Consider the following 26228-nt stretch of genomic DNA (forward strand, 5'->3'; position numbering starts at 1 on the left):
CCGGGAAAGAGAACTTCAAGATGGATCGCATCCGCATCCTTGGCGGCAACGAGCTTCGCGGCACCATTCCCATCTCCGGCGCGAAAAACGCCGCCCTGCCCCTGATGATCGCCTCGCTTTTGACCGACGAGACGCTGATGCTGCACAACGTGCCGCATCTGGCCGATGTCGAGCAGCTGATCCGCATCCTCGGCAATCACGGCGTCGACTATTCGGTCAACGGCCGCCGCTCTTCCCAGCAGGAAGGCTATTCGCGCACGATCAACTTCACCGCCAAGGAGATCGTCGACACGACCGCACCTTACGAACTCGTCTCCAAGATGCGGGCGAGCTTCTGGGTGATCGGACCGCTTCTGGCGCGCATGGGCGAATGCCGCGTGTCGCTGCCGGGCGGCTGCGCCATCGGCACGCGTCCCGTCGATCTCTTCATCGACGGCCTGCGCGCGCTTTCCGCCGAAATCGATATCGAACAGGGTTATATCGTCGCCCGCGCAAAGAACGGCCTCGTCGGTGCGCGCTACGTCTTCCCGAAGGTTTCGGTCGGCGCGACGCACGTCCTGATGATGGCGGCAACGCTCGCCAAGGGCGAGACGATTCTCGAAAATGCGGCGCGCGAGCCGGAGGTCGTGAACCTTGCCGAATGCCTCAACGCGATGGGCGCGAAGGTTTCGGGCGCAGGCATGTCGACCATCGTGATCGAGGGCGTGTCGCGTCTTCACGGGGCGCGCGTCGAGGTCATTCCCGACCGGATCGAGACCGGCACCTATGCGATGGCCGTCGCCATGACCGGCGGCGAGGTCATCCTCGAAGGCGCACGCGGCGATCTCCTGCAAAGCGCGCTCGACACGCTTGGCCTTGCAGGCGTCGAGATTTCCGAGACGAATTCGGGCCTGCGCATTGCCCGCAACGGCGCCGGCATCGGCCCGGTCGAGGTCACGACGGAGCCATTTCCCGGCTTCCCGACCGATCTTCAGGCGCAGCTCATGGGCCTGATGACCATGGCCAAGGGCCGCTCGAAGATCACCGAAACGATTTTCGAAAACCGCTTCATGCATGTTCAGGAGCTCGCTCGCCTCGGCGCAAACATCTCGCTGTCCGGACAGTCGGCGATCATCGAGGGCGTCGACCGGCTGCGCGGCGCGCCGGTGATGGCGACCGACCTTCGCGCATCCGTCTCGCTTGTCATCGCCGGCCTCGCCGCCGAAGGTGAGACGATCGTCAACCGCGTCTATCATCTCGACCGTGGTTTCGAGCGGCTGGAGACGAAGCTGTCGAATTGCGGCGCGGCGATCGAGCGGCTGTCGTCCTGACCGGAACTCCCGTCCCGCCTTTCGGGTTTTCGTTGCGCTGCAACTGAACTAATGTCGTCGTCACGCCTCGGGCACAGCAGATATCGGGAAGCGGAATGAGCGAACTGAAACTCGTCGCCTTCGACGAAGAGGATCTGAAAGTCCTCTCCGCCTATTGCCAGGATGCGGTTCTCAAGACCGGGAACGTATCCTACGAGCCGGGTTCACGACGCCTCGTGATCGCGATGAACCGCTTCGTGTGGGAAAAGAAGACCGGTTTCTTCAAGCGCGATTACGAGCGCCGACGTTCGGTCCTTCACTTCGAGGGCGTTTCGGCGATGAAGACGACCGGCATCGACCGGGCGCGCGCGGATGACGTGCTCGAACTTTTGACCCTTCGCTTCAGCGCAGGTGACGCGCCTTCCGGCACGATCGAACTGATCTTTGCCGGAAACGCCGTCATCCGGCTCGATGTCGAATATATCGAGGCGCGGCTTGCCGATCTCGGCGCGGCATGGGAAACGGGCACAAGACCGCAGCACGCCGTTTAGGACGCCTATTTCGAATGACTTTCCGCCTCGACACACGCGACACGGATTTCGAGACCGCCTTCGCGGAGTTCTTGGCTCCAAACGCGAAGCCGCACAGGATGTGGACGATGCGGTGCGCGCCATCGTTTCGGATGTGCGCGGCCGGGGCGATGCGGCGCTGATCGACTATACGAACCGCTTCGACCGGATGAAGATGTCGGTCGACGGCCTCGCCTTCACACAAGGCGAGATCGATGCCGCGCTCGGCAAGGTCGATGCGGATACGCTTGCGGCGCTGCAACTGGCGCATGACCGCATCGCCTCGCACCACCAGCGACAATTACCGGCGGACGACCGCTACACCGACGCGATCGGGGTCGAACTCGGATCGCGCTGGACGGCGGTGGAATCGGTCGGCGTTTATGTTCCCGGCGGAACAGCGAGCTATCCCAGTTCGGTTCTGATGAACCTCGTTCCGGCACAGGTGGCGGGCGTGCCGCGCATCGCCATGGTCGTGCCGACGCCGGACGGAACGGTGAACCCGCTGGTGCTGGCAGCCGCGCATATCGCAGGCGCCCATGAAATCTACCGCGTCGGCGGGGCGCAGGCCATCGCGGCCCTCGCCTACGGCACCGAAACGATCGCGCCCGTCGCCAAGATCGTCGGTCCGGGCAACGCCTATGTCGCGGCAGCCAAAAGACAGGTCTTCGGCACGGTCGGCATCGACATGATCGCGGGGCCGTCCGAAATCCTCGTCGTTGCCGACGGCGACAACGATCCGGCATGGATAGCGGCGGACCTTATCGCGCAGGCCGAGCACGACACGGCGGCGCAATCGATCCTCATCACCGACGACGTCACGTTCGGCACGCGCGTCGCCGAGGAAGTCGAGCGCCAGATATCCGCCCTGCCGCGCGGCGAAATCGCAGCCCAGAGCTGGCGCGATTTCGGTGCGGTCATTCTCGTCGCCGATTTCGACGAGGCGATCCCGCTGATCGACCGGATCGCGGCCGAGCATCTGGAACTCGCAGTCGCCGACCCGGAAGCGCTTTTGCCCCGCATCCGCAATGCCGGTGCGATCTTCCTCGGACGCTACACGCCAGAGACGATCGGCGACTATGTCGGCGGCTCGAACCACGTCCTGCCCACGGCGCGCTCGGCGCGTTTTTCGTCGGGCCTGTCGGTTCTGGAATTCATGAAGCGCACCTCGATCCTGAAATGCGGGCCGGACCAGCTTCGCGCGCTCGGCCCGGCGGCCATCGCGCTGTCGGCGGCCGAGGGGCTGGACGGGCACGGTCGCGCCGTCTCCATCCGGCTCAACATCTGAGCGATGCGATGGGTGAGAGCGCTTCCCTCAACCGCCTGATCGATGTCGAGCTCGACACCTCGATCGGCCGTTCGACGCCCGATGTCGAGCACGAGCGCGCCGTCGCCATATTCGACTTGATCGAGGACAATTCCTTTCATCCGATCGGCGATCAGGCGGGTGGCCCCTACAAGCTCAAGCTGTCGCTGGCCGATGCGCGGCTCGTCTTTTCCATCACACGCGAAAGCAACGACGCGGTCGTGACGCACGTTCTTTCGCTGACACCCTTCCGGCGGATCGTGAAGGACTATTTCCTGATCTGCGAAAGCTATTATGACGCGATCCGCACCTCCACGCCCAGCCAGATCGAGGCGATCGACATGGGCCGGCGCGGGCTTCACAATGAAGGCTCGCAAACTTTGATGGACCGGCTTTCGGGCAAGATCGACGTCGATTTCGACACGGCGCGGCGGCTGTTCACGCTGGTCTGCGTGCTGCACTGGCGCGGATGACGGCCTTGGCGGGAGACAAGGCGCGCCCCAAATCGATTCTCTTCCTGTGCGGCATGAACGCGATCCGCTCGCCGATGGCCGAGACGATCGCCCGGAACATGCTGGCGAAGGGCATCTTCGTCTCGTCCGCTGGCGTGCGCGCGGGCGAGCGTGATCCGTTCGTCGACGCCGTTCTGAAGGAAGCCGGCCTGCCCGAGGTGAAGCACGCACCGCGCACGCTCGAAGAACTGGAAGACGATTATTTCGATCTGATCGTGACGCTTGCGCCTGAAGCGCACCATGCGGCGCTCGAACTGACGCGCTCGATGTCCATCGATGTCGAGTACTGGCCGACGGCGGACCCCTCGGTCGCAACCGGAACGCGCGAGCAGATCATCGCCGCCTATCGTGACGTGCGAAACAGGCTGTCAGCGCAGATCGGTAAAAGGTTCGGGAGCGAAGCCAGCAACGACGCATAATGCGTGTTTCCAAAATGGACAACTTCCTATAGGTTCCGCGCCGATCACGGCCTATATAGCCGAAACCAGCACAAACCAAAGGTTCCGAATGCCGAAGGAAGAAGTCCTCGAGTTCCCGGGCGTCGTCGTCGAATTGTTGCCGAATGCGATGTTCCGGGTCAAGCTAGAAAACGATCACGAGATCATTGCACATACGGCCGGCCGCATGCGCAAGAACCGCATCCGCGTGCTCACCGGCGACAAGGTCCAGGTCGAGATGACGCCCTACGACCTGACCAAAGGCCGCATCACCTATCGCTTCAAGTAAGCCCGCGCCGCGCGGCACAGGATTTCGATGAGCATTTCCCAGAAGCTTGTGCTCGCATCGGGTTCGCCACGACGGATCGAGCTTCTCCAGCAGGCGGGCATCGAGCCCGACCGCGTCTTCGCCACCGATATCGACGAGACCCCGCACCGGGCCGAACATCCCCGCTCGCTCGCCAAGCGCCTCGCGCAGGCCAAGGCCGAGCATGCGGCGGAGGGCCTGAAGCGGCAGGGCGAGGACCCCGCTTTCGTCCTCGCCGCCGACACGGTCGTCGCCGTCGGTCGCCGCATCCTTCCGAAAGCGGAAACGCTGGAAGAGGCGGAGGACTGCCTGAAGCTTCTTTCGGGTCGTGCGCACCGGGTCTATTCGGGCGTCTGCGTCGTCACGCCGGCAGGCAAGATTCGGGTGCGTCTCGTCGAGACGCGCGTGCGCTTCAAGCGCCTGTCACGCGCGGACATCCAGACCTATCTCCAGTCGGGCCAATGGCGCGGCAAGGCGGGCGGCTATGCCATTCAGGGCCTTGCAGGCGTCTTCGTCGTCAAGCTCGTCGGCTCCTACACCAATGTCGTCGGACTGCCGCTCTATGAGGCGATCAGCCTGCTTTCAGGCGATGGTTTCAGGCCGGAAATCCAGCCCCAGGCCGGGATGGCCGTTTAATGGCGATCGACCCCGAGAAGGTGACGCCACTGCGTCCACCCCGTCCCTGCCCCGAATGCGGCAAGCCCTCCCAGCGCGCGACTTTTCCGTTCTGCTCCGTGCGCTGCAAGAATGTCGACCTCAACCGGTGGCTCACCGGCTCCTACGTCATCCCGGGCCGTCCGGACGAGGACGAACCAGGCGAAACGGAGCCCGGCAGCAAGACGTGAAATTTTTCGCCGGTTATCGCTGCGTCAGCCGCTGGACAGCGCGATTTGACGTGTTATAACCCACGCGCTTCCGGCGGGAACCAACCCCGCCCAAGGTCTTCGGGCCACCTGCGAAGCGGTTGCCTAGGTAGCTCAGTTGGTAGAGCATGCGACTGAAAATCGCAGTGTCGGCGGTTCGATTCCGTCCCTAGGCACCATTTGTATCCAGCAACGTTCTGAATCTTAGGTGTCACGTGTCACGACACCCGTCGTTGTACACTTGCTCCCATAGTTGTGCTTAGAGAACCAGTCCTTACTCAACCTCGCGCTGATCGGTTTTACTTCGAGAGGCGCGTTAGCTTTTGCCCCCCCCTTTCGGGCGCAAAAACGGCTCTCATGATCTGGCAGAATCGGTCGTTGAGAACCATTCTTCACGCCTGTCCGCGTTCGGTGCGGCCAATCAGGGAATGAATCGCTTTTCCAATTCGGGCCACCTCCCGCATCGCGCACTATCGCCAGCGACCATTTGAGCGGACAGGAATTTAGCGAAAACTCAAATAATTACATTGATTTTATCTGCGCTTTATGGAAAGTTCCGTAACGGAATTTTTGATATAATACTTTACGCTATAAGTTGTATAGATTGGAGTTTTTTCAAAAATCTGATTTCTATCGGGAGTTACCTGTGGAGATTCCAGAAAAATTCCTAAACTCTGAAGAAACGTTTGTTTCGACGGGAGATTTGCCACCAGAAGATTTTGCAACTCAGCTGATCCGTGACGCGCATCAGCGCTTTGCGTCTTTGACGGATGGCCAGGTATCCCAAGTCTATCCAGCCCTTGCACGCGCACCAGCGGAACTGTTTGGCATTTGCGTTGTCGGCACAAATGGCCGTGTATTTTCGGTAGGTGATGCCGAGCGCGAATTCACCATTATGAGTGTGTCCAAGCCGTTCATCTTCGCCTTGATCTGTGATGTCATAGGTCCAACCGGGGCGCGGGAGCGGATCGGTGCCAATGCGACTGGATATGCTTTCAATTCAACGACGGGTATCGAGCGCGATCCTCATGGACTGACCAACCCGATGGTCAACGCCGGGGCCATTGCGACGACCAGTCTGGCGCCCGGTGCTGACGAAGATGCGAAGTGGCGTTTCATCGTTGATGGGTTGTCCCGCTTTGCGGGAAGAACGCTTTCTGTAAACGAAGAGGTTTATCGATCTGCTTCGGAAACGAATTTCCGCAATCGCAGCATCTCATGGATGCTGGAAAGCCTTGGGCGAATCTATTGCGACCCGGTCGAAGCCGTCGAGCTCTATACGCGACAATGTTCACTCGACGTCACGGCGAAGGATTTGGCCACGATGGGAGCAACGCTTGCAAATGGCGGTTTCAATCCGGTCACACGCGAGCAGGTCGTCAAGCCGGAGGTCTGCCATTTTGCGCTGGCCGTGATGCTGACGGCGGGACTGTATGAAACGTCGGGAGACTGGCTCTATGAAGTGGGATTGCCAGGGAAAAGCGGCATCGGCGGCGGGATCGTTACGATTTCTCCCGGCAAGGGCGGGCTGGGCACGTTTGCCCCACCGCTAGATCAGGCCGGAAACAGCGTACGAGGTCAGTTGGCGACACAGTTTCTGTCGCAAAGGCTGGGGCTTGATTTGTTGATATCTTGACAGTGCCGATAATTGAGCCGGTCTCGGCTCGATTGGTTCGGCGATCGTGAGGGGATCGCAGCTATGGCAACCGCAACATCCGCCGGTGAACTCGACGTCGAGGTGAGGAACTCGTGGGTTCCGATGATCGCGATCGCCTTCGGGCAGGCAATCATGTCATTCAACGTGGCATCGCTGCCTGTCGCGATGGGCGGCATGGTCGACAGTTTCGGCGTTCCTCCGACAACGATAGCTACAGGCATCGTCGCCTATTCGATGATCGTGGCCGGCTTCGTGATGCTCGGCGCAAAACTGGTTCAGCGCTTCGGCGCGGTGCAGGTCTTTCGAATAGCCGTCGTCACGTTCGGTCTCGCTCAGGTGCTCATGACCATGAGCTGGAACGCGACCATCATGATTACCGCGCAGTCGCTGTGCGGAGGAGCGGCGGCCGTCATCGTTCCGGCGCTTGTTGCCCTGATTGCCGAGAACTATCGCGGGCAGCAGCAGGCCACCGCGCTTGGTGCGCTCGGTTCGGCGCGCGCAGGTGCAGGTGTTCTGGCATTCCTGATCGGAGGCGTTCTTGGAACCTTCATCGGCTGGCGACCGGTTTTCGGCATCCTGATTGCCGTATCGGTTGTGGTCTTCGTGCTGAGCTTCCGCCTGAAACCCGACCATGGCCGGTCGGACGTGCGCATAGACGGTGTGGGTGTGCTGCTTGCCGCTGCCGCCATCATCCTCATCAGTTTCGGCTTCAACAATCTGAATGGCTGGGGGTTGGTGTATGCCCGTTCAGCAGCACCATTCAACCTGCTGGGTGTCTCACCCGCTCCGATCATGATCGTTATCGGCGCTGTTCTGGGGCAGGCTTTCTTTGCCTGGACACGCAGGCGTGAGACGGGTGGCAAGACACCCTTGCTTGCGCTTGCCGTTCTCGACTCGCCTCAGGAGCGAGCAGCCGTCTACGCCATGTTCACGGTGGTTGCGCTGGAAGCCGCGCTCAACTTCTCGGTTCCGCTCTACATTCAGATCGTGCAAGGCCGCACGCCCTTGGCGACGGCTGTCGCCATGCTGCCATTCAACCTGACGGTGTTTTTCGCCGCTATGGTCATCGTGCGCTTCTACACAAAGTTCACCCCAAGGCAGATAGGCCGTGCCGGCTTCATCCTTTGTGCGGTAGCCCTGCTATGGCTTGCTTTCGTCGTGCGCAATGACTGGAGCTCGATTCCGGTTCTGTTCGGTCTCATATTGTTCGGCATCGGACAGGGATCGCTGGTCACGCTTGTCTTCAATGTGCTCGTCACCGCCTCGCCCAAGGAGCTTGCCGGTGATGTCGGCTCACTGCGTGGAACGACGAACAACCTTGCTGCCGCTGTCGGAACAGCCGTCGCGGGCGCGCTGCTGGTTGGGCTTTTGAGCTCCGCAGTCATGCGGCAGCTTACCGAAAATCCCCAATTGCCGATCGAAATTCAATCGCAGGTCAATCTCGATAGCATCACCTTCGTCAGCAACGATCAACTGGCCAATGTCATTGCAGCGACGACAGCATCACCGGAACAGAAGGCCGAAGCGCTGCGCGTGAATACCGAATCCAGATTGCTCGCGCTGAAGATCGGATTTCTCATAATGGCTGGATTGGCCATCGTGGCGATTTTTCCCACCGGAAAGCTACCGTCCTATCGACCGGGCGAAATTCCGGAGGGCTGACAGCTTGTTGGCGCAACCAAGATATTCCGCGGCTTGCGACAGAGGGTATCGGCGCGCTTCATTGGGCCGAACGTCTGACCTGCCCAAATTATGACCAATCACCATCGAAGATCTACTGAACCGGGAGAGTATTCATGTCTCAGCAAAGCACATCACCCTTGATGGTCAATAAACTCATTGCTATTGGGCTGATCATCGTCGGCTTTCTGGTTGCCGCATCCGGCTATCGATACGATGCCACCGCGGGACTTGTCGGTGGCTGTGTATTGTTGGCGATCGGTATCGGTCTGCTCATCGCCAAGGTCGTACGACGGAACTAGGCGCGAAACCGCGCTGGAGAAATCATCCGTGCTTGGCTAACGGTCTCGATGTCCGAAGCATAGACGATATTTCAATCCGGCTCCCGCCCTTCGCCGGCCGTGGCGCGCATGAAAGGTGTCTGAAAGCTGATCGATGTCGCTGGAACAACAGCCCGCACCATATACCCTTGACTACGTCGCGTCTCACTACCGAAATTACGTGATTTTTGGCGCAATAATCGCTCTCGGACTTGATTTGTTCCAGGCTGAAATTGGAGCTGGGAATACAGTTTCGGGACTGGACTACGATGCCTTGCCAGGCATCCCGCAGGATTTCGCCCTTTCCATAATCGGATGGGCCTTTCTTTCATTAGGACTTGTTCTTTGTGTCTGGAACGCTTTCATCGCCATTCGGGACATGGCGAACTGGCGAAAACGATCTCATCGTGAAAAACATCCCGTTTTCGTACTAAAGAAAGCGACCATCATCGCCGCTCTGCTATTAGGTATTCTGATACCGTACGGCTTTGCCATGATGGTGATGTGGAGTTTCAACTCGGCGTTTTTGAACTAATGCCGAGTTCGCCCGCGACAGAAGCGAAAACTCATCGATCGTCAGTTGTGGCGGAGCCAGGCTTGCCCAAGCCCGTCGATCAGCGGCGCGTTCCCATCGCGCGCAAGCTCCAAGTTTCGACGAACAGGCTGATGGCAAAGACGACCATCAAGACGCCGACGATCCTTGCAAGAATGGCGGCGATATCGGCCGGCATGAAAATGAGTAGCAAACCGAAAAGGGCATAGGTCCCGCCACTTATGACTGTGGTCCATGCAGGTGTCTCTATAGCCGAAATTTTGGGACGAACGAGGAGGGTGGCCATTTCGGCAACGCCGACAAGGATTGCCTGTCCGCCAATCAGCCAACGAAGGACATCCATCGAAAGGATCGAGCCCAGCCAAGGAGCAAATATTATCATCAGGCCCGTCGCGATGGCGAGCAGGCTGCGGACCAATCCGATCCAGTATTCGAGGTCCCGATGGCCCCAAAAATTGAGGCTCGTAAGGTTGAGAATACCATCCAGAACGAGAAGTCCACCACCGGCCAGCAGTACGAACCGCACCGCTTCCACCGGATACGTAATGACGAAGAAGCCTGCTACGATCATGACGATACCGCGCAGAGCCTTGATGGACGCATTCAAAGCGGTGTTCGCTCTGGACATTGGCTTTCCTTCATTCACTCCGCCTTTTGGCGGTATCGCGTTCCTGAAGATGCGCCTCACGCGCCTTGCGACCGTTAGCCGCCAAGGAGGCTTCCCGCTTACTTGGCGTATTCGACATCACTCCGGTTGCTGGTCGTCATATGCGACGCCGAGTTCGGAACTGCCGTCTCTCAAAAGAAGGTGTGCAGGGATGTTGTCCGGACGAACGCGTCCTTCCGGCAAAGGCGACACATATTCTCTGCCGTCCTTGCGTCGATCGAAATCCGCGCGTGCGGCAGCCCGCAAATCAGCATCCGTCATGAGATCGTATCCGACACCTGCCATGACTGCAGCGGAGTAAATGGAGCCCTTGTCTCCGATGCTCATGCCTCCGCAGGCCGTCACGGGCCAAGTGTGAAGGCCTACTCCGATCGGCATCGTAGCGAGTGCAAAAAGTCCAGTGGGCGTATTGTAGCTGACATCGCCTACATCGGTTGCGCCGCCTGTCGTGATTTCAGGCAGGAGAGGCACGACCATCGGCATCAGGCCAGCTTCATCGAGGCCCATTTCCCGCTGGCAGGCCCTTGCAAATTCCTGCTCTTCTTCCGTCCATTCGATGGGCAGCACGGACATGTGCTCATGTAACCGGGCAGCGAGGGTTTCATTGGGCAGCAGATCGTGCATGCCGAAGAAATGATTGATCTCGACTGAGGTCTGGGTCGTGGTGGCTGCGCCATTCGCGACGTCTCTCACCCACTCGGTCGTGGCGTCGACTTCCGCGCGGTCCTGATCGCGGATCATGATGAGAACTTCCGCGTGTTCCGGCACGACATTCGGAGTGCCTCCACCATCCGTGATAGAGTAGTGCATACGCGTCGTCGGCTTGATGTGTTCGCGCATGAACTGGATGCCGGTCCCGAACAATTCGACACCCTTCAAGGCACTGCGACCGTCCCATGGATCGACGCCGGCATGCGCCGTGCGACCGGTATATCGAATGCGCAGCATATTGACGGCTGCAGTCCGCAACAGACCCGTGGCGTTCATCGGACCGGGATGCCAGGCAAGACATGCATCGAGATCATCGAACAGACCATCTCGCGCCATATAGACCTTTGCGCCTTCGGTCTCTTCAGCTGCGCAACCATAGACCCGGATGGTGCCGGCGACGTCATCGTCGATCATCATTTTCTTCAGGGCGAATGCAGCGCCCGTGCAGCCTGCGCCGAGCATGTTGTGGCCGCAACCATGCCCCACTTCAACGCCTGTCGGCCCGGGCGTCTGGCGTGGTTCAGCAGCGTTTCCCAGCCCAGGAAGAGCGTCATATTCCGGAAGGAAACCGATTTTTGGGCCGCCTTCTCCATTTTCCCATTCAGCTACGAAGGCGGTGGGAATTCCAGAGGTGCCCGTGCTGACGATCGTGAATCCCGCCTCACGAAGTTCTCGAAGATGAATCTCGGCCGAAATCTCCTCATGCAGGGAAAGTTCGGGATTTTCCCAGACTTCACGGGAAATGCGCAAAATGGCTTCGCGAAACGTTTCGACGGCATCCCAGGCGGGCTGTGCGGATGCAGGCGGGGTCGATCGCCCAGACTGTGCACTTTGCGCCCGAACCAATGAAGGGACCAGAGCGTATGCGGTCGTTGCAAGTGATCCAATCAGAAGGGACCGGCGCGACATAAAAGGCAATAGTTCCGGGGAACTGTCCCACATTTCGACCTCCACCTCGTTGCGTTCAAAACAACGTTGCGTCCACCTTCCCCAAGCAACACACATTCCGCAAGGTAAGGCCTATCACAGGCAGCTAATATTACAATCCCGGAAGGTGGAGGTGCGGATGTTTCGATGAACTCTCAAAGCTGGCCGCGCGCTTTTTTGGGCTGAGCTCGCACGGAAAATGACTCTCCTCATTTGCAGCATCCACACCGCAATGAGGCCGTCGGCAGTTCGCGACCCAGTCGCTGCCGTTGATTGATTGACGAGCGTTTCTCAGAACCGGCCGTAGACCTCGATCACCGAACTGGTACGCTGCGCTCGCAATGCGGTTCGAGCATACCGGACGACGCAATCACGATTGGCTCAATGGCAGAGGCGCGCTTTCGGCCCACAGTGCAGGAAGTGCGCGCTGGTCCCATGGGACTGGATTATGAACGCACCGTAGCGCTTAGCACAATAACGGCAAGTCCGGTCTTCCAAGCTTCAAGCTGATAAGCCTGCAGTCGGTTTTCCATCCTATTTTCCGCAGCCCCGAGGCACCGAACCTGGTTTGGTCGTTCAAACATCTACGCTAAAAATGGAATGTCGAGCCGTGCATCTGAGATGCAGCCAGATGTAGGGTTGTGTGCGAAGCACCTTGCCCAAACGGGGAACTAATTGCTGAAGTTGGACCATTTGACTGTGATTGCCCCCAGCCTTTCCGAAGGCGCAGAGCATGTTCGCGACTGTCTCGGACTAGACGTGCCCTTTGGGAGCCGTCACGAATATATGGGAACGCACAATCACCGCCTTCGACTTGGCGCTTCAACTTATCTGGAAATCGTGGCGCTGGACCCGGATGGGTTTGATCCGGGACGTGCTCGCTGGTTCGGTGTCGATGATCACCGCAAAGTCAGGGCAGATTGGGACGGAGGCCGTCGCTTACGCGGCTGGGTCGCCAGCACGCAGGCTCTTGGCTTTATCCTGACGCAACATGCGGCGATCTTTGGCGAAGAGATTCCACTGCCGCCCGAAGCCCCGACATTCGCGTTCAGCATTCAAAAGGACGGTTCGCTTCCACTTGACGGCGCTGCGCCCTCGTTGATCGACCACCGTGGCGACTCTGGATATATCGCAACCATTCCTGATCTGGGCGCACGGTTGGCAAAATTCACCCTTGAACATCCCGCCCCTGAGATCATAGCAAGACTGTATCTCGGCCTCGAAATTGATCGCCCGCCCGAAGTCATACGCGGTCCTATGGTCCGTTATCGTGCCGTTATAGAAACGCCCCATGGCGTAAAGGAACTAACCTGAGTTCAACGCGACCGCAGCGTGAAGCCCTCGGGATCACGCATCCGAAGAGTCGAATAGTCGCCCGCAATATATCGTCGCCCAACACGATCCCATTTTCGAAAACGCTGTTGTAACGGGACGGGCCGGCCGCCCTCCTTAAGCGTCCGCACGGAAGCAGAAAGGCTCGCCTGCCCCCGACGTTTTCCCTATTCCTGCGGATGCGCGTCCATATAAGCAAGCGTCGCTCCGACGAACGCCTTGGTGCCGACCGCCATTGCCGCTTCGTCGATCTGGAATTCCGACGAGTGGTTCGGCGCGCCGTCGCGATCTTCGTGCGGCGATGCCTGCAGGTGCCAGAAGACGACGGGAATGTCGGCACCAAACGCGCCAAAATCTTCCGATGTCATTGTCGGCTGGATCTCGACAGCTTCTCCGTTGAGTGACGCGTCATTCAGTGCCGAGACGACGCTGCGCGTCGCATCGGGATCGCTGATCAGAACTTCGTAACCGGTCTGGATTTCCACCGTAGCCGTCATGCCGGCGCTGGCCGCGATATGCTCAGCCTTCATCGTCAGGCTCTCATGTGCGATCCGCTGGTTTTCGGGAGACAGGCTGCGGATCGTGCCGGTCAGTTCGGCTGTTTCGGGAATGACGTTCGGCCGGTTGCCGCTGTTGAACGAGCCGATCGTCACCACGGTCGGTCCGCCATCCATCGGATTGACCTGATGGCTGACGATGTTCTGCAGCGAGAGCGCGATTTGCGAGGCGACGAGAATAGGGTCCTTGGCGGTCCAAGGGCTGGCACCGTGACCGCCAACCCCTTCGACCGTGATGGTGAAGGCGTCACCGCTCGCCATCAGGCTGCCTTGACGATAGTTGATCTGGCCGGAAGGGGCGCCCGCAAAGATGTGCTGGCCCATGACCACGTTTACCTTCGGGTTCTCGAGCACGCCTTCGCTGACCATCGCGCCAGCACCGCTCGGGACCGGACCGGGCCCCTGCTCCTCGGCTGGCTGGAACAGGAACACGACCGTACCGGGAATGTCCTCGCGCATGTCGGAGAGGATTTTGGCCGCGCCGAGCAGCATCGCCATATGCGTGTCGTGTCCGCAGGCGTGCGACACGTTCACTTCCTGCCCGCGCCACTCGGCCGTCGCCGTGGATTTGAACGGCAGATCGTTGCGCTCTTCGACCGGCAGGGCGTCCATGTCGGCGCGCAGGGCGACGACCGGGCCGGGCTGGCCGCCGGTGAGAACCGCCTTTATGCCCGTCTGCGCGATACCGGTTTCCACTTCGATCCCCGGCATCTGCGCCAACGCCTCGGCGATGTAGGCGGCTGTTTCATGCTCCTGATAGGAAAGCTCGGGATGTTGGTGAAAATGGCGACGCCATTCGATGATCTGATCTTCGATTTCCGAGACGCGGGTACCGATATCGTCGGCATCATAGGCTTGCGCCAATGCTGGTGAAGCGATGGCTGCCAGACAGATTCCCGCCGCCAGATGCGTGCGGACGAATTGCGATAGGTTCATTCGAGCTCTCCCGGTTCCCGTGCGCCTTTACCCTCGATCAACGCACGGCTGTAAGCAGTCTGGCGACCCTCGTCTCCAAGTCAACCAAGACTGCATGAACTTACATTGGGCCAGAAACCCGTCGGGCCTCATGCGAAACGCGAAGCGGGCGTGGCACGGCGCGTCCACCTTGAATGCTTCAAATTGAATGTCGACGTAACTTTATTCCCTGAGATGACCGTCAGCCAGCATCTGTGCCTCGATGGCCAGTCGTGTGACCTCCGCCGCATGTTCGAACGTCATCGCATTTTGCGTCCGGTTCGCGACATCTGCGGCGAGATCGCCGAAATAGGTCAGGGCAATGTCGGAACAGTCGATATGGCGGGACTCGGCATTGTTGACGAGAAAGAGGTGGTCGGCGCCGGGCCGTCCCTCGATATCGACATACTTCCGGAGCTCGATATAGCCCTCGGTGCCAAGAACGAGGAGCCGACCGTCCCCCCAAGCCGGCAGCGCGTCCGGCGTGAACCAATCCAGGCGCGCATAGCCCCGCGCCGATTGGCTTTCGAACATGATCTCGCCGAAATCCTGAAAGGCGGGATTGTCCGGATTGCCGACATTTTCTGCCGTCGCCGTGACGATCCTCGCTGTTTTCGACGCCGTGAAGGTCAAAAACTGGTCGATCTGATGCGTGCCGATATCGGCGAGAATACCGCCATAAAGGCTCTTGTCGAAGAACCAGTCCGGCCGCGTCGCCCGATTGAGGCGATGCGGCCCGACGGCCAGCGTCTGGACGACCTTGCCGATCGCGCCTTCTCGTACGAGTTCGAGAGCCTTGATGGCGGAAGGAACCTCGAAGCGCTCCGAAAAGTCCACCGACCAGATGCGCCCCGTTCTGGCGACAACCTCCTTGATGCGGTCGAGTTGGTCGAGCGAGATGCAGCCCGGCTTATCGAGCATGACATCCTTGCCGCGTTCCATGGCCGCGATGGCATCGTCGGCGCGGTGATGCGGAGGGGATGCGATGAGTATCAGGTCGATGTCGGGGTCATCGAGCAGCGCCTGTTTTTGCGAGACCCGGGGAGTATCCGCGAACCGTTTGACGAACCCGGCGAGTGTTTGCGGCTCGCCTTCCGTCCACCAGCCCTTGCAGGTTGCGCCGGCATCGAGCATGCCTTCGAGCATTCCATAAATGTGACGGTGATCGATCCCGATCACACCAACGGTGATTTGCGAACCGCTCATGGCTTGTTGGTCCTATGTCTCGTCCAGGGTAACGGCGCGGCGCTCTTTCGAGGCGCGCACCATCGCGTCGATGAGGCGATGAACCTTGAGGGCTTCCTCGCCGGTCACACTCGGGCTGCGTTTGTCCCGGACGGCCTCGATGAAATCACGCTGCGCCGAAGCGTGCCAGTCATGCGGAAACGCCATCGGATCGGCTCCGCCGCCCGTGCCTGCGGCTTCGCCGAAGGTTTCGATGCGACCGTCATGATGGGAGATCGTCAGCGTGCCGGATCGCAGAAGCGCGGAGGCGCGTTCGAAGTGAAGCTCGATCGATTCCGCGGCGCCGGGATAAGATGCCGTCGTCGCGACGATCGAGCCTGCGGCACCTGATTTGAAGGTGACGCCGGCGGCGGCGAAATCTTCAGCCTCCATGTGGTGGAGGCGTGTCGTGCTCATCAAGGCGACGACTTCGGCGACCGGCCCGGTATAGGTCAGCATGAGGTCGAGCGTGTGAATGGCCTGGCTGATGAGCACACCGCCGCCGTCGCGTTTATAGGTCCCGCGTCCGGGCTCGTCGTAATAGGTCTGCGGGCGCCACCAGGGGACGTTGACCTGTACAAGTGCGAGTTGGCCGAGCGCATCCGAGGCGACGAGTTCCGACAGCCTGACCGAGACCTCCCGGAAGCGATGCTGGAAAAGGACGCCCATCGTGACGCCCGCCTGTTTTGCGATATCGACCAGCTCCTGTGCCGCCACAGTGTTTCGCTCCAGCGGCTTTTCGAGAAGGATGTGCTTGCCGGCCGCCCCGGCCGCACGGACATATTCAAGTCGCGCGTTTGGCGGCGTTAAAATGATCAGAACCTCGATCGAGGGATTTTCGAGCATATCCTCGAAGGTTCGAGCCTGCGGAAGGGACCATTGCGTACAGAACCCGGCCAGTCGATCGGCGTCGCGGGCGTAGACGCCCTCGACCTTGGCGATGTCCCGCAAGTCCTCCAGCGCCCGGACGTGGGTTCCCGCGACCATGCCGACGCCGACGATACCGATGCCGATCAAGCTCATCCCTCCCGCCTGGCTAACCGTCTGAAGGCCCATGTCACGCGGCTGCCGATGGCCGGTATGCTCATCAATATGGTGAGGACGACGACAGCGCATAAAATCGCGCTGATCGGTCGCGTAAGGAACGGCGTGAAATCGCCGTCACTCAGCGACAGGCCGCGACGCAGGTTGATGTCGAGAAGATCACCGAGCACGATGCCCAGCACCAGCGGCGCCATCGGATATTTCATTTCGCGCAGCAGGAAGCCGACGATGCCGAAGCCCAGCATGATGTAGACGTCGAACATGCGCTGCGTCACGGCAAACGAACCGACAACGCACAACACCGCGATGACAGCCATCAGGCGTTCGCGCGGAACCGACAGTATCTTGATGAACAATCTGGTGAGCGACAGTCCGAAAATCAGATTGGCGAAGGTCGCCAGCAACAGCATGGCGATGACCTGATAGAGAAACGCCGAATTTTCCACCATCAGCATCGGTCCGGGTCGGATGCCGTGAAGATACATGGCGGCAATCAGCACTGCGGCGGCGGCCGAACCGGGCAGGGCGAGCGTGAGCGTCGGGATCATCGACGCGGAGACCACGGCGTTGTCGCCGGTTTCGGCGGCGATCAGCCCTTCCTGGCTGCCGTGCCCGAATTCCTCGGGTTTCTTCGAAAACCGCTTCGCGGCTGCATAGGATGTCCATGATCCGACATCCTCGCCGACGCCCGGGATGATGCCGACCAGAGTGCCGATGAGGCCGGACCTGATGATCGTTCGCCAATGCTGGAAGACTTCCCTGAGACGCGGGATCACGCGGTCGTTCACCGAGGCGATCCGTGCATTGTTGCGCCGCTTCATCGTGCTCAGAATTTCCGCCAGCCCGAATGCGCCGACCATGGCGGGGATCAGATCGATCCCGGCGCCCAGTTGCGGGATGCCGAAAGTGAAGCGCTGATAGGCGTGAAGGCTTTCCATGCCGACCATTGCGGCGAGCAGACCCAGTATGCCGGCGATATAGCCCTTGATCGGCGTGTCGCTGCCCGCCATCTGGCCCGATATGATGACACCGAACAATGCCAGCCAGAAGAATTCGTAGGAGCCGAAATTCATCGCGGCTTCGGCAAGTGCGGGCGCGATCAGGGCGAGAAAGAAGACACCTACGAGCGTACCGAGCGTAGAGGACGTCGTAGACAGCCCCATCGCCAGACCGGCCTTGCCTTGCTTTGCCAGCGGATAGCCGTCGAGGGTTGTCGCAGCGGCGGCCGGCGTGCCGGGAATGTTCAGGAGGATGGCGGTGCGACTGCCGCCGTATATCGCGCCGAGATAGATGCAGATGAGCGTCAGGATCGCCTGCTCGGGGGCCATCTTGTAAGTGAGGGTCACCATCAGCGCGACGCCCATCGTCGCCGTCAAGCCCGGCAGCAGGCCGATCGCAAGCCCAAGAAGTGTCGCCCAGACCACATTGAAAAGGGATTCGGGATTGAGAAACAGGCCAATGCCCTGGCCAAGCATCATCAGGCCGTCAAACATCGCTTCCCCTCACGGCAGTCGAACGAGGAAGACGGCGGAGAATAGGTAGTAGATACCTCCGCCGCACACGATGGCGGTCACCGCCGCCCAGAAGAAAGAAGTTGCCGCCGGGACCGGGGCGTCGGTGAGAAGCCGCTCGAAAGTCAGGATGAAAGCCGCGATGAAGATCATCGACGCCGCCCAGAAGGGGAGCCATCCGATTAGTCCAAACGTGAAAAGGAGCACCAGCAGAACGCCGGCCATGACGCGGGCCGCCACGAGGGTCCCGAACAAAGCGGCCAGCCCGCGCCAGCCGTCAGGCGCATCCATGCGCCATGCGCGCCGGGCAAGCATCGCGCCGAGCAATGACAAGCCGGCTCCAAGGATCATCGGGACGAGGCCGGGAATCGTCGCGGGGTGGATGCGCCGCATCTCCAGACGCGGCATGTTGTAGGCTTCGTAAAAGACGTAGAGACCCAGCAGTGTCAGAACTATTCCCGCCAGCAGGTCGGCCTTTGCCCTGATCGCGCGTTCATGTGCTTCAGTTTGCATGATGATTTCGCTGTCCGGCCTCTTTGGCAGCGGTGGAGACATCGCCCCCACCGCCTTCATCTGCGCGCCTCGATTTATTGCACCGGCGTTTCCGTGCGTGCCTCGCAATCGACACCGATGGTCGAAGGATCGTTGACGGCGTTACCGGCTTCGACGGCCGCGCAGGCCTGTGCGACGACGGTGGCCGACACCATGGAGCGCGCCTCCTCGCCCCAGGCCGGCGAATGGACCGCGCCGGCCGTTTCGGCGTAGCCGCGCAGCGACGGTGCGGTCGCCACCTGTTCCTCCCACACGGTGTCGAGTTTTTCGACGATGTCGTCTGGAAGCCCCTTGGGAGCGAGCACGCCGAAATAATTGTAGGCGAGATCGAGGTCGGGCAACCATTCGAGGACCGACGGTATCGGATCGACGCCGTCGATGACCAACGGCTCCTCCGCGAGCACTGCGAGGGGCTTCAGGCGTCCGCCGCGCACAAGCTCGGATTGTTCGCCGGCAAGCTGTGTCGTGACCATGGCCTCGCCGGATGCCGTTGCGATCGTGGCCGGTCCGCCGCCCTCATAAGCGACGAGGTTGTAATCGAAGTCGCCGACCTCGGCGAGATTGGCAATGGCCGTGCCACCTGCGGAACTGATGCCGGCGGTCGCAACTGTGATGCTTCTTCCTTCCGAGCGGAACGCTTCCAGCAATTCGCCGAAATCATTATAGGGGCTGTCGGCCGGGACGCTGACCAGCGCCACGTTGGCGACGCTGAGATAAAGGTGCCAGTCGTCGATGGTGGTACCTTCGATAAGACCGGTGACGCCATAGGTTGCGGCGTCGGCGACACCTGTAGCGAGAAGGGTGTAGCCATCAGGCGTCGAATTGAGAACTTCCTGCGTACCGATTGCGCCCGATGCGCCGGGCTGATTGACGACGACGACGTCGACACCCAGTGCCTCCGCCAGGATCGGAGCCGTCACGCGCGTTACCTGATCGGTTGCGCCGCCTGCACCCCACGGCACGATGATGTTGATCGGACGATCAGGGATCCACTCCTGAGCCAGTGCGGTTGCCGGTAGCGGCATCGCCGCGACAATGGCCGCAATCACATAGTTTGGCATATGCGCCATGATTTCCTCCCAAATCGAAGCTTGCCTTAAAATTCCGCTAGCTTTCCTCCAAGCTAGAATACTAGCATACATAAGTTTCGGAGGGGCGCAACCGTCGTGTGCCGCAGCGGAAGGATTGTTACATCAAGGGCAGGCGCGCGCTTGCCGCGAATTGCGGCGCGGGTGTATCTGGTATACTAGGATCGGAAATAATTGGGTCGCTCTTTGCCGGCTCGGAATTGTCGAACATATTTGACCGGAACGCATCGAATGGACACAGCCATCAGGAAGAAGGGCGACGTCGAGGACATTTATCGGCAGGCCGTCAACGGCGTGAAGATCGAATTTTCCGAGCCGATGTCGCCGCAGATTTACATGGCTCTTCGCCAGGCAATCATTCAAAACAGGATCGAACCCGGCACGCCAATCTATGAATCCAAATTTGCCGACGTTCTCGGTGTAAGCCGCACGCCGTTTCGCGCGGCGCTCCAGCAACTCGCGAAGGAAGAACTCGTCGAAACGCGGCCGCAGGTCGGCTCCGTCGTGACGTCGATCGACAGGCAGAAGATTTTCTCGGCCATCTTTTGCCGCGGCGCGATCGAAGTGGCCGTCGTCAAACGCCTTGCGACTATCGGCGGGGCGAAGCTGGACCGTCTCTCGCGCGTTCTGGCGATCCAGGCCGACTGCACCTCACGCGACGATTATATCGCCTTTTTCGAAGTCGACGAGGAGTTCCACAGATTGCTTGCGGAGATCGCTGGCGTGCCCGATGCGTGGCGACTGATCGTTTCGAGCAAGACCCATGTCGACCGTGCGCGATTGCAATTGCAAAGCTCGATTCCCGGCCGCGCCGCGAAGGCGTACCGGGAGCACCTTCTCATCGTCGATGCGATCAGGGCAGGCGACCCGGAGCTGGCGGCCGAGTTGATGCAATCCCATGTCAACTCGGTCATGGACATCCTGCGCGGCGACCATCCGAATCCGTAAGAGCGCCCCTACCGGGCGGCCGCGTAAGCCTGCATCAGACGCGCCGTCGCGGCAGCGTGGATCAGGCCATCGCTGTCGCGCGCGGCGGCGACGAGGCGCCCGATCGTCCATTCCGGCGAACGCTCGACATCGTGGCCGCGTGCTTTCAGATCGCCGAGCACCGCTTCGCCGAACGTCTCCTCGATCGTCAGGTTTCCGGGCCGGCGCTGGCGCGGGTAGAAGGAGGACGGGAAGTGGCCCGTATGGCTCATCGGCAGGTCGATCGCCTCCTGCAGATTTAGCCCGTGATGCGCGTGGCGCAGAAAGAACTGAAGCTGCCACTGCTCCTGCTGGTCGCCGCCGGGCGAGCCGAAGACCATGTAAGGCTTGCCATCCTTCTCCGCGAGCGTTGGCGTCAGAGTGGTGCGGGGGCGCTTGCCGGGCGCAAGCGATGCCGGCAATCCGTCTTCCAGCCAGAACATCTGGGCGCGCGTGTTGAGCATGAAGCCAAGCTCGGGAATGACGGGCGAGGACTGGAACCAGCCGCCGGAAGGCATGGCCGCCATCATGTTGCCCCAGCGGTCGATCGCATCGACGTGGACCGTGTCGCCGCGCCGTGCCGAGCGCATTTCGGCGGTCGTCGGCTCGTTGGCGGCGGATGCCGTACCGGTCGTCGACAGGCGTTCGAGAGCGGCCATGCCTTGCGCGACCTGGTCGCCATATCCATCGACCGTTCCCGGCCGCAATTCGAACGACGCCTTGTCGCCGATCAGTTTGGCGCGCTCCGCGCCATAGGCGTCCGACAGAAGCGCTTCGAGCGGCACATCGGTGAAGTTGGGGTCGCCGTAGTAGATTTCGCGGTCGGCGAAAGCCAGCTTCATCGCTTCGGTCAGGACGTGGACGAATTCGGCGGACGAATGACCCATCGCGCCGATGTCGAAATTCTTCAGGATCGAAAGGGTCTGGAGAAACACCGGCCCCTGCCCCCATGGCCCGATCTTGTTAACGCGGAAATCGCCATAGTCGAGCGTGACCGGCGCGTCATAGGTCGCCTGCCAGCCCGCCATATCGTCGGCGGTGATGACGCCGCGATGGCGCTCGCCGCTTTCGTCCATGAACGCATTGTTGCGTGCGAACGCATCGATCGCCTCGGCGACGAAGCCCTTATAGAACGCCTCGCGCGCCTTCTCGATCTGCCGTTCGCGATCACCGCCGACGCTCTCGGCTTCCCTGATGATCCGCTTCCACGTCTCGGCAAGTTTCTCGTTGCGGAAAAGCTTGCGGGCTTCCGGCAACTCGCCCTTCGGCACGAAAAGTTCGGCGGTGGTCGGCCATTCCTTTTCGAAGAAATCTTTCAGGCCCGCGATCGTGTTCGCCACGCGCGGCAGGAGCGGATGGCCGTTCTGCGCATAGTGGATAGCCGGCTCCAGAACGTCGCGCACGGTCATCGTTCCATGGTCGCGCAAGAGCACCATCCAGGCGTCAAACGCGCCGGGGATCACAGTCGCCAGAAGACCGTTGCCCGGGATGAGCTTTAGTCCCTCGGCGCGATAGTGCTCGATCGTGGCGCCGGCCGGCGCGGTCGCCTGACCGCACAGGACCTCGGTCTTGCCGGTCTTGGCCGAATGGAAAACGATCGGCACGTCGCCGCCCGGCCCGACCAGATGCGGCTCGACGACCTGAAGCACGAAGGCGCTGGCGACGCCAGCGTCGAACGCGTTGCCGCCGCGCTCCAGCATCGACATGCCGCTACCCGTGGCCAGCCAGTGGGTCGAGGTGACGGCGCCGAAGGTGCCCAGAAGTTCGGGTCTGGTCGTGAACATGATGTTTCCTTGCAAGTTATCAGTTTTCACGCGGGTCGAGCGCGTCGCGCAGTCCGTCGCCGAGAAGGTTGAAGCCGAGAACGACGAGAAAGATCGCCGCGCCAGGGAAGACCGACATGGTGGGCGCCTGCGACATGAAGTTCTTGGCCGTGTTGAGCATCGCGCCCCATGACGGGTTCGGCGGCTGCTGTCCGAGACCCAGGAAGGACAGGCTCGCTTCCGCGATGATGGCGGTCGCGATCGTCAGGCTGGCCTGAACGATGATGGGCGGAAGCGTGTTGGGGAAGACGTAGCGCGTAATGATGAGAAAGTTCGGCAGGCCGATGGCGCGTGCGCCTTCCACATAGTCCTCCGCCTTGACCGACAGGGTCTGCGCGCGGGTGATGCGGATGAAGATCGGGACGGCGGAAAGGCCGATGGCGATCATCGCATTGGTGAGGCTCGGCCCGAGAAAGGCGGCCAGCGCAATGGCGAGGATTAGGAACGGGATCGCCAGAAGTGCATCGGTAAAGCGCGAGATCACCATGTCGACATAGGAGCCGAAATAGCCGGCCAGAAGCCCGAGCGGCACGCCGATGGCGACTGCGATGCCGACCGAGACCACGCCCGCCATGAGCGAGGCCCGCGCGCCATAGAGCATGCGGGTGAAGATATCGCGGCCAAGCTCGTCCGTGCCGAACCAGTAGGTCGCCGAAGGCGGCTGACGGATGGAGCCGAAGCTCGTCTGCAACGGCTCGTAGGGCGACAGGAACGGCGCGAAGATTGCCGCCAGTGCGAAGAAGACGACGACGATCGCGCCGAAAACCGCCGCCTTGTTGCGCACGAACTTCGCGAGCGCGCGGTTCTTCTTTTTCGGCAGAACCGGCGCTGCAATCGTGGGAGAGGTGACGGCGCTCATGACGAATACCTCAGGCGCGGATTGATCAGGACATAAAGAACGTCAGCGACGAGGTTCATCAAAATGAAGCCGATCGCGGTGACGAGCACGACGCCTTGCACGACGGCGTAGTCACGCGTGAACACCGCGTCGACGATCAGCTTGCCGAAACCGGGAATGGTGAAAATCTGCTCGGTCAAAACCGCACCGGCGATCAGTTCGCCGAAGATCAGCGTCAACAAAGTGACGATCGGAACCAGCGCGTTGCGCAGCGCGTGCTTGTAGATGACGATCGCTGGAAGCAAACCCTTTGCGCGGGCGGTGCGGATATAGTCGGTCTTCAAAACGCCGATCATGGCCGAGCGCGTATGGCGCATCAACTGGCCCGCGAGTGCCGTGCCGAGAACGATGGACGGCATCAGCATCGTGCGCAGCGACTGCACGAAATCCTCCGTCGGCGGCACATAGCCGGAGGCCGGCAGCCATTGCATCTTCACCGAGACGAAAAAGATCAGGAGGATGCCGAGCCAGAAATTGGGGATCGAAACACCCGACAACGCGAAGACGGAGGTGATGTAGTCGACCCATGTTCCCTTCTTGACTGCAGCCAAGATGCCCATCGGAATGCCGATCAGCACGGCCCAGAACATCGCCATGGTCGCCAGTTGCAGAGTCACCGGAAGCTTTTGCACGATCAGCGTCGTCACCGGAATGCCGGTGCGGAGCGAAAAGCCGAAATCGCCCCGAAGCACCTGCCCGACCCAGACGAAATACTGGATGTAGATCGGGTCGTTCAGCCGGTATTGTTCGCGCAGATAGGCAAGAACTTCCGGATCGCGTTCCTCGCCGGCAAGCGTCAGGAGCGGATCGCCCGGCAAGAGCTTTTGCAGGGCGAAGACGATGATCGAAACGAGGATCACCGTTGGAATGGCGATCACGGCGCGCTTGGCGATGATCTGGAGCATGGGCTGTTCCTGCTGCGATTTCCAGGTTGCAGGAACCGGCGGCCCGTTCGGACCGCCGGTCCTCGTCAGTCGGCGAAACGCACGTCTTTCAGGCGGATCATGCCGTCGGGATGCGCGGTGAACCCTTCCAGCCGCGTCGAGACACCGAAGGCGCGCGGCTGGTAGTAGAGATTGATCTGCGGAAGCTCGTCCTGAATGATGGCCTGCGCCTGCGTATAAAGGTCGATGCGCGTGTCGAGATCGGTCGTTCGACGCGCTTCGTCGAGCAGCCGGTCGACCTCCTCATTGCAATAGTCGCCATCGTTGAGGCTGCCCTCGCAGGTCACGAACTGGTGGATGTTGCCGTCCGGATCGATGCGGCCCGACCAGCCGATCTGCGCGACCTGGAAATTGCCCGACGTCATCTCCTGCTGCATGGCCGCAAATTCCGTCGGACGCAGCGTCACGTCGAAGCCGGCTTCCGCCGCCATCGCCTGGATCAGTTCGGAAATCTGCTGCGTCGTCGTCGTGTTGCCGAAGACGAGTTCGACCGGGACGCGCTCATGCCCGGCTTCCGCCAGAAGCGCCTTTGCCGCTTCCACGTCGCGCGTCGTGACGGGGAAATCCTCGCTGTAGAACTGGCTCGCGGGCGGGAAAGGCTGTTGCGCGGGGGCATAGGTCCCGAAGCCGACGACCTCGTTGATCACCTCGCGGTCGATCGAGAGCTGGAACGCCTGCCGGACCCGCTTGTCCTGCCCGAAGGGCGTTTCCGCCCGGCTGCCGTTCGCGATGTTGATGCGAAGCTGGACATAACCCGTTCCCGCTTCCTGCAGAAATTCAAGGTTCGGATCGCCCTCGACGGCGGCGATGTCGGACGGGGCGAGACGTTCCAGAAGCTGGATGTCCCCCGATTGTAAATTCGCGAGCCGAACCGTCGTATCGGTGATCGGCAGGAAGACGAGCCGGTCGAAATGATACGCGTCCGCGTCCCAGTGATCCGCATAACGTTCGAGGACGATGCGGTCGTTCTGGACCCGCTCGACGAAGCTGTACGGGCCGGAGCAGACGGGATTGTTGGCAAAATCTTCGAAGGCGGAGGGCGCGAGCATCATGCCCGCGCGATCGGAAAGCTGGGACAGGAGCGTCGCATCCGGTTCGGCGACGGTGATCGCCAGCGTATATTCGTCAACGGCCTCGACATCGGTCACTGAGGCGAGTTCGCTCTTGCGCAGCGAATCGGGAAGCGTCATCGCGCGGTCGAGATTGGCTTTCGCGGCCTCGGCGTTAAACGGCGTGCCGTCCTGGAAAGTCGCATCGTCACGCAACTGGAAGGTCAGGACGGTCGCGTCGTCGTTCCAGGACCATTCCGTCGCCAGTTGAGGCACGATCGAAAGGTCGGGCGCGACATCGACGAGCTTGTCGCACAGCGAGGTGAAGACCATGCGGCCGACGAAGGTGCGGGCACGGTGCGGGTCGAGCGCATCGGGATCTTCCTGAAGCCCGATGCGCAAGGTGGCGTCCTGCGCGAAAGCCTGAGTGGCGGTGCCCGCCATCAGGGCGGCGATTAAAAGGGTCTTACGCATTGTCGGCTCTCCAT

The 26228-nt window shown here is 60.8% G+C and carries 25 protein-coding genes, 1 tRNA gene and 1 pseudogene; 15 read left to right on the forward strand and 12 right to left on the reverse strand.

What is annotated here, in order from left to right; genetic code table 11:
• The first annotated feature begins 20 nt into the window (after positions 1–20).
• From murA to ACX82Z_RS17845, 13 genes and pseudogenes are all read left to right on the forward strand, one after another.
• On the forward strand, positions 21–1310 hold the full coding sequence (gene murA, locus ACX82Z_RS17785) for a UDP-N-acetylglucosamine 1-carboxyvinyltransferase (protein WP_459590341.1): 1290 nt from the start codon (positions 21–23) through the stop codon (positions 1308–1310).
• Positions 1311–1405: 95 nt separating this feature from the next.
• On the forward strand, positions 1406–1840 hold the full coding sequence (locus ACX82Z_RS17790) for a DUF2948 family protein (RefSeq protein ID WP_459590342.1): 435 nt from the start codon (positions 1406–1408) through the stop codon (positions 1838–1840).
• A gap of 14 nt (positions 1841–1854) precedes the next feature.
• Positions 1855–3146: pseudogene (gene hisD / locus ACX82Z_RS17795) on the forward strand (histidinol dehydrogenase).
• Positions 3147–3154: 8 nt separating this feature from the next.
• Positions 3155–3637, forward strand: coding sequence for a UPF0262 family protein (locus ACX82Z_RS17800; RefSeq protein WP_459590343.1), 483 nt, complete (start codon positions 3155–3157; stop codon positions 3635–3637).
• The gene (locus ACX82Z_RS17805; protein WP_459590344.1) at positions 3634–4095 is read left to right on the forward strand and encodes an arsenate-mycothiol transferase ArsC; all 462 of its coding nucleotides are present in this window, start codon (positions 3634–3636) and stop codon (positions 4093–4095) included. The genes ACX82Z_RS17800 and ACX82Z_RS17805 overlap by 4 nt, the downstream gene beginning before the upstream one ends.
• 88 nt (positions 4096–4183) lie before the next feature.
• A complete protein-coding gene (gene infA, locus ACX82Z_RS17810) occupies positions 4184–4402 on the forward strand; it encodes a translation initiation factor IF-1 (RefSeq protein WP_024588484.1) in 219 nt (72 codons plus the stop codon).
• A gap of 27 nt (positions 4403–4429) precedes the next feature.
• A complete protein-coding gene (locus tag ACX82Z_RS17815) occupies positions 4430–5056 on the forward strand; it encodes a Maf-like protein (protein ID WP_459590345.1) in 627 nt (208 codons plus the stop codon).
• Positions 5056–5265, forward strand: a complete 210-nt coding sequence (yacG, locus tag ACX82Z_RS17820) for a DNA gyrase inhibitor YacG (RefSeq protein WP_459590346.1) — start codon at positions 5056–5058, stop codon at positions 5263–5265. The genes ACX82Z_RS17815 and yacG overlap by 1 nt, the downstream gene beginning before the upstream one ends.
• A 121-nt stretch (positions 5266–5386) precedes the next feature.
• A tRNA-Phe gene (locus tag ACX82Z_RS17825) sits at positions 5387–5462 on the forward strand.
• A gap of 473 nt (positions 5463–5935) precedes the next feature.
• Positions 5936–6919: a glutaminase A gene (gene glsA / locus ACX82Z_RS17830; RefSeq protein ID WP_459911855.1), complete on the forward strand. Its 984-nt coding sequence runs from the start codon at positions 5936–5938 to the stop codon at positions 6917–6919.
• Positions 6920–6982: 63 nt separating this feature from the next.
• On the forward strand, positions 6983–8602 hold the full coding sequence (locus ACX82Z_RS17835; protein WP_459590347.1) for an MFS transporter: 1620 nt from the start codon (positions 6983–6985) through the stop codon (positions 8600–8602).
• A gap of 134 nt (positions 8603–8736) precedes the next feature.
• Positions 8737–8922: a hypothetical protein gene (locus ACX82Z_RS17840; RefSeq protein WP_459590348.1), complete on the forward strand. Its 186-nt coding sequence runs from the start codon at positions 8737–8739 to the stop codon at positions 8920–8922.
• 133 nt (positions 8923–9055) lie between these two features.
• On the forward strand, positions 9056–9475 hold the full coding sequence (locus tag ACX82Z_RS17845; RefSeq protein ID WP_459590349.1) for a hypothetical protein: 420 nt from the start codon (positions 9056–9058) through the stop codon (positions 9473–9475).
• Positions 9476–9554: 79 nt separating this feature from the next.
• On the opposite strand, the gene ACX82Z_RS17850 is transcribed toward ACX82Z_RS17845, so the two are convergent.
• Both ACX82Z_RS17850 and ACX82Z_RS17855 read right to left on the reverse strand, forming a co-directional pair.
• A complete protein-coding gene (locus ACX82Z_RS17850) occupies positions 9555–10121 on the reverse strand; it encodes a DUF308 domain-containing protein (RefSeq protein WP_459590350.1) in 567 nt (188 codons plus the stop codon).
• Positions 10122–10238: 117 nt separating this feature from the next.
• On the reverse strand, positions 10239–11621 hold the full coding sequence (locus ACX82Z_RS17855) for an amidohydrolase (protein ID WP_459590352.1): 1383 nt from the start codon (positions 11619–11621) through the stop codon (positions 10239–10241).
• Between the two features lie 852 nt (positions 11622–12473).
• Between ACX82Z_RS17855 and ACX82Z_RS17860 the strand changes: the two genes are divergently transcribed.
• The gene (locus ACX82Z_RS17860; protein ID WP_459590353.1) at positions 12474–13112 is read left to right on the forward strand and encodes a VOC family protein; all 639 of its coding nucleotides are present in this window, start codon (positions 12474–12476) and stop codon (positions 13110–13112) included.
• 185 nt (positions 13113–13297) lie between these two features.
• Here the strand turns inward: ACX82Z_RS17860 and ACX82Z_RS17865 are convergent, their stop codons facing one another.
• The 6 genes from ACX82Z_RS17865 to ACX82Z_RS17890 form a co-directional block, all read right to left on the reverse strand.
• Positions 13298–14623: a M20 metallopeptidase family protein gene (locus tag ACX82Z_RS17865; RefSeq protein WP_459590355.1), complete on the reverse strand. Its 1326-nt coding sequence runs from the start codon at positions 14621–14623 to the stop codon at positions 13298–13300.
• A 201-nt stretch (positions 14624–14824) separates the two neighbouring features.
• Positions 14825–15847 (reverse strand): Gfo/Idh/MocA family protein, encoded by a 1023-nt coding sequence (locus ACX82Z_RS17870; RefSeq protein ID WP_459590356.1) that lies wholly within the window; start codon positions 15845–15847, stop codon positions 14825–14827.
• Positions 15848–15859: 12 nt separating this feature from the next.
• Entirely contained in the window at positions 15860–16888 is a 1029-nt protein-coding gene (locus ACX82Z_RS17875; protein WP_459590357.1) for a Gfo/Idh/MocA family protein, read from the reverse strand.
• The gene (locus tag ACX82Z_RS17880; RefSeq protein WP_459590358.1) at positions 16885–18402 is read right to left on the reverse strand and encodes a tripartite tricarboxylate transporter permease; all 1518 of its coding nucleotides are present in this window, start codon (positions 18400–18402) and stop codon (positions 16885–16887) included. Before ACX82Z_RS17880 ends, ACX82Z_RS17875 begins: the two co-directional genes overlap by 4 nt.
• Positions 18403–18411: 9 nt before the next feature.
• Positions 18412–18933: a tripartite tricarboxylate transporter TctB family protein gene (locus ACX82Z_RS17885; protein WP_459590359.1), complete on the reverse strand. Its 522-nt coding sequence runs from the start codon at positions 18931–18933 to the stop codon at positions 18412–18414.
• Between the two features lie 74 nt (positions 18934–19007).
• Positions 19008–20042: a Bug family tripartite tricarboxylate transporter substrate binding protein gene (locus ACX82Z_RS17890; protein WP_459590360.1), complete on the reverse strand. Its 1035-nt coding sequence runs from the start codon at positions 20040–20042 to the stop codon at positions 19008–19010.
• Positions 20043–20291: 249 nt separating this feature from the next.
• Between ACX82Z_RS17890 and ACX82Z_RS17895 the strand changes: the two genes are divergently transcribed.
• Positions 20292–21008, forward strand: a complete 717-nt coding sequence (locus tag ACX82Z_RS17895; RefSeq protein WP_459590361.1) for a GntR family transcriptional regulator — start codon at positions 20292–20294, stop codon at positions 21006–21008.
• Between the two features lie 8 nt (positions 21009–21016).
• Here the strand turns inward: ACX82Z_RS17895 and ACX82Z_RS17900 are convergent, their stop codons facing one another.
• From ACX82Z_RS17900 to ACX82Z_RS17915, 4 genes are all read right to left on the reverse strand, one after another.
• Positions 21017–22810 (reverse strand): gamma-glutamyltransferase family protein, encoded by a 1794-nt coding sequence (locus ACX82Z_RS17900; protein ID WP_459590362.1) that lies wholly within the window; start codon positions 22808–22810, stop codon positions 21017–21019.
• A 19-nt stretch (positions 22811–22829) separates the two neighbouring features.
• Entirely contained in the window at positions 22830–23708 is an 879-nt protein-coding gene (locus tag ACX82Z_RS17905) for an ABC transporter permease (RefSeq protein WP_459590363.1), read from the reverse strand.
• Positions 23705–24652, reverse strand: a complete 948-nt coding sequence (locus tag ACX82Z_RS17910; RefSeq protein ID WP_459590364.1) for an ABC transporter permease — start codon at positions 24650–24652, stop codon at positions 23705–23707. Before ACX82Z_RS17910 ends, ACX82Z_RS17905 begins: the two co-directional genes overlap by 4 nt.
• A gap of 65 nt (positions 24653–24717) precedes the next feature.
• Positions 24718–26214, reverse strand: a complete 1497-nt coding sequence (locus ACX82Z_RS17915; protein WP_459590365.1) for an ABC transporter substrate-binding protein — start codon at positions 26212–26214, stop codon at positions 24718–24720.
• Between the last annotated feature and the right edge of the window lie 14 nt (positions 26215–26228).

It is taken from the genome of Aliihoeflea sp. PC F10.4 (assembly GCF_054612275.1).

Bases quoted from the DNA above. Each gene is read 5' to 3' on its own strand.
- ACX82Z_RS17915 (WP_459590365.1), bottom strand. From the start codon at position 26,214: ATGCGTAAGACCCTTTTAATCGCCGCCCTGATGGCGGGCACCGCCACT.
- murA (WP_459590341.1), top strand. From the start codon at position 21: ATGGATCGCATCCGCATCCTTGGCGGCAACGAGCTTCGCGGCACCATT.
- infA (WP_024588484.1), top strand. From the start codon at position 4,184: ATGCCGAAGGAAGAAGTCCTCGAGTTCCCGGGCGTCGTCGTCGAATTG.
- ACX82Z_RS17880 (WP_459590358.1), bottom strand. From the start codon at position 18,402: ATGTTTGACGGCCTGATGATGCTTGGCCAGGGCATTGGCCTGTTTCTC.
- ACX82Z_RS17815 (WP_459590345.1), top strand. From the start codon at position 4,430: ATGAGCATTTCCCAGAAGCTTGTGCTCGCATCGGGTTCGCCACGACGG.
- ACX82Z_RS17845 (WP_459590349.1), top strand. From the start codon at position 9,056: ATGTCGCTGGAACAACAGCCCGCACCATATACCCTTGACTACGTCGCG.
- ACX82Z_RS17895 (WP_459590361.1), top strand. From the start codon at position 20,292: ATGGACACAGCCATCAGGAAGAAGGGCGACGTCGAGGACATTTATCGG.
- ACX82Z_RS17800 (WP_459590343.1), top strand. From the start codon at position 3,155: ATGGGTGAGAGCGCTTCCCTCAACCGCCTGATCGATGTCGAGCTCGAC.
- ACX82Z_RS17840 (WP_459590348.1), top strand. From the start codon at position 8,737: ATGTCTCAGCAAAGCACATCACCCTTGATGGTCAATAAACTCATTGCT.
- ACX82Z_RS17910 (WP_459590364.1), bottom strand. From the start codon at position 24,652: ATGCTCCAGATCATCGCCAAGCGCGCCGTGATCGCCATTCCAACGGTG.
- ACX82Z_RS17900 (WP_459590362.1), bottom strand. From the start codon at position 22,810: ATGTTCACGACCAGACCCGAACTTCTGGGCACCTTCGGCGCCGTCACC.
- ACX82Z_RS17875 (WP_459590357.1), bottom strand. From the start codon at position 16,888: ATGAGCTTGATCGGCATCGGTATCGTCGGCGTCGGCATGGTCGCGGGA.
- ACX82Z_RS17865 (WP_459590355.1), bottom strand. From the start codon at position 14,623: ATGAACCTATCGCAATTCGTCCGCACGCATCTGGCGGCGGGAATCTGT.
- ACX82Z_RS17905 (WP_459590363.1), bottom strand. From the start codon at position 23,708: ATGAGCGCCGTCACCTCTCCCACGATTGCAGCGCCGGTTCTGCCGAAA.
- yacG (WP_459590346.1), top strand. From the start codon at position 5,056: ATGGCGATCGACCCCGAGAAGGTGACGCCACTGCGTCCACCCCGTCCC.
- ACX82Z_RS17790 (WP_459590342.1), top strand. From the start codon at position 1,406: ATGAGCGAACTGAAACTCGTCGCCTTCGACGAAGAGGATCTGAAAGTC.
- ACX82Z_RS17835 (WP_459590347.1), top strand. From the start codon at position 6,983: ATGGCAACCGCAACATCCGCCGGTGAACTCGACGTCGAGGTGAGGAAC.
- ACX82Z_RS17850 (WP_459590350.1), bottom strand. From the start codon at position 10,121: ATGTCCAGAGCGAACACCGCTTTGAATGCGTCCATCAAGGCTCTGCGC.
- ACX82Z_RS17870 (WP_459590356.1), bottom strand. From the start codon at position 15,847: ATGAGCGGTTCGCAAATCACCGTTGGTGTGATCGGGATCGATCACCGT.
- ACX82Z_RS17885 (WP_459590359.1), bottom strand. From the start codon at position 18,933: ATGCAAACTGAAGCACATGAACGCGCGATCAGGGCAAAGGCCGACCTG.
- ACX82Z_RS17805 (WP_459590344.1), top strand. From the start codon at position 3,634: ATGACGGCCTTGGCGGGAGACAAGGCGCGCCCCAAATCGATTCTCTTC.
- ACX82Z_RS17890 (WP_459590360.1), bottom strand. From the start codon at position 20,042: ATGGCGCATATGCCAAACTATGTGATTGCGGCCATTGTCGCGGCGATG.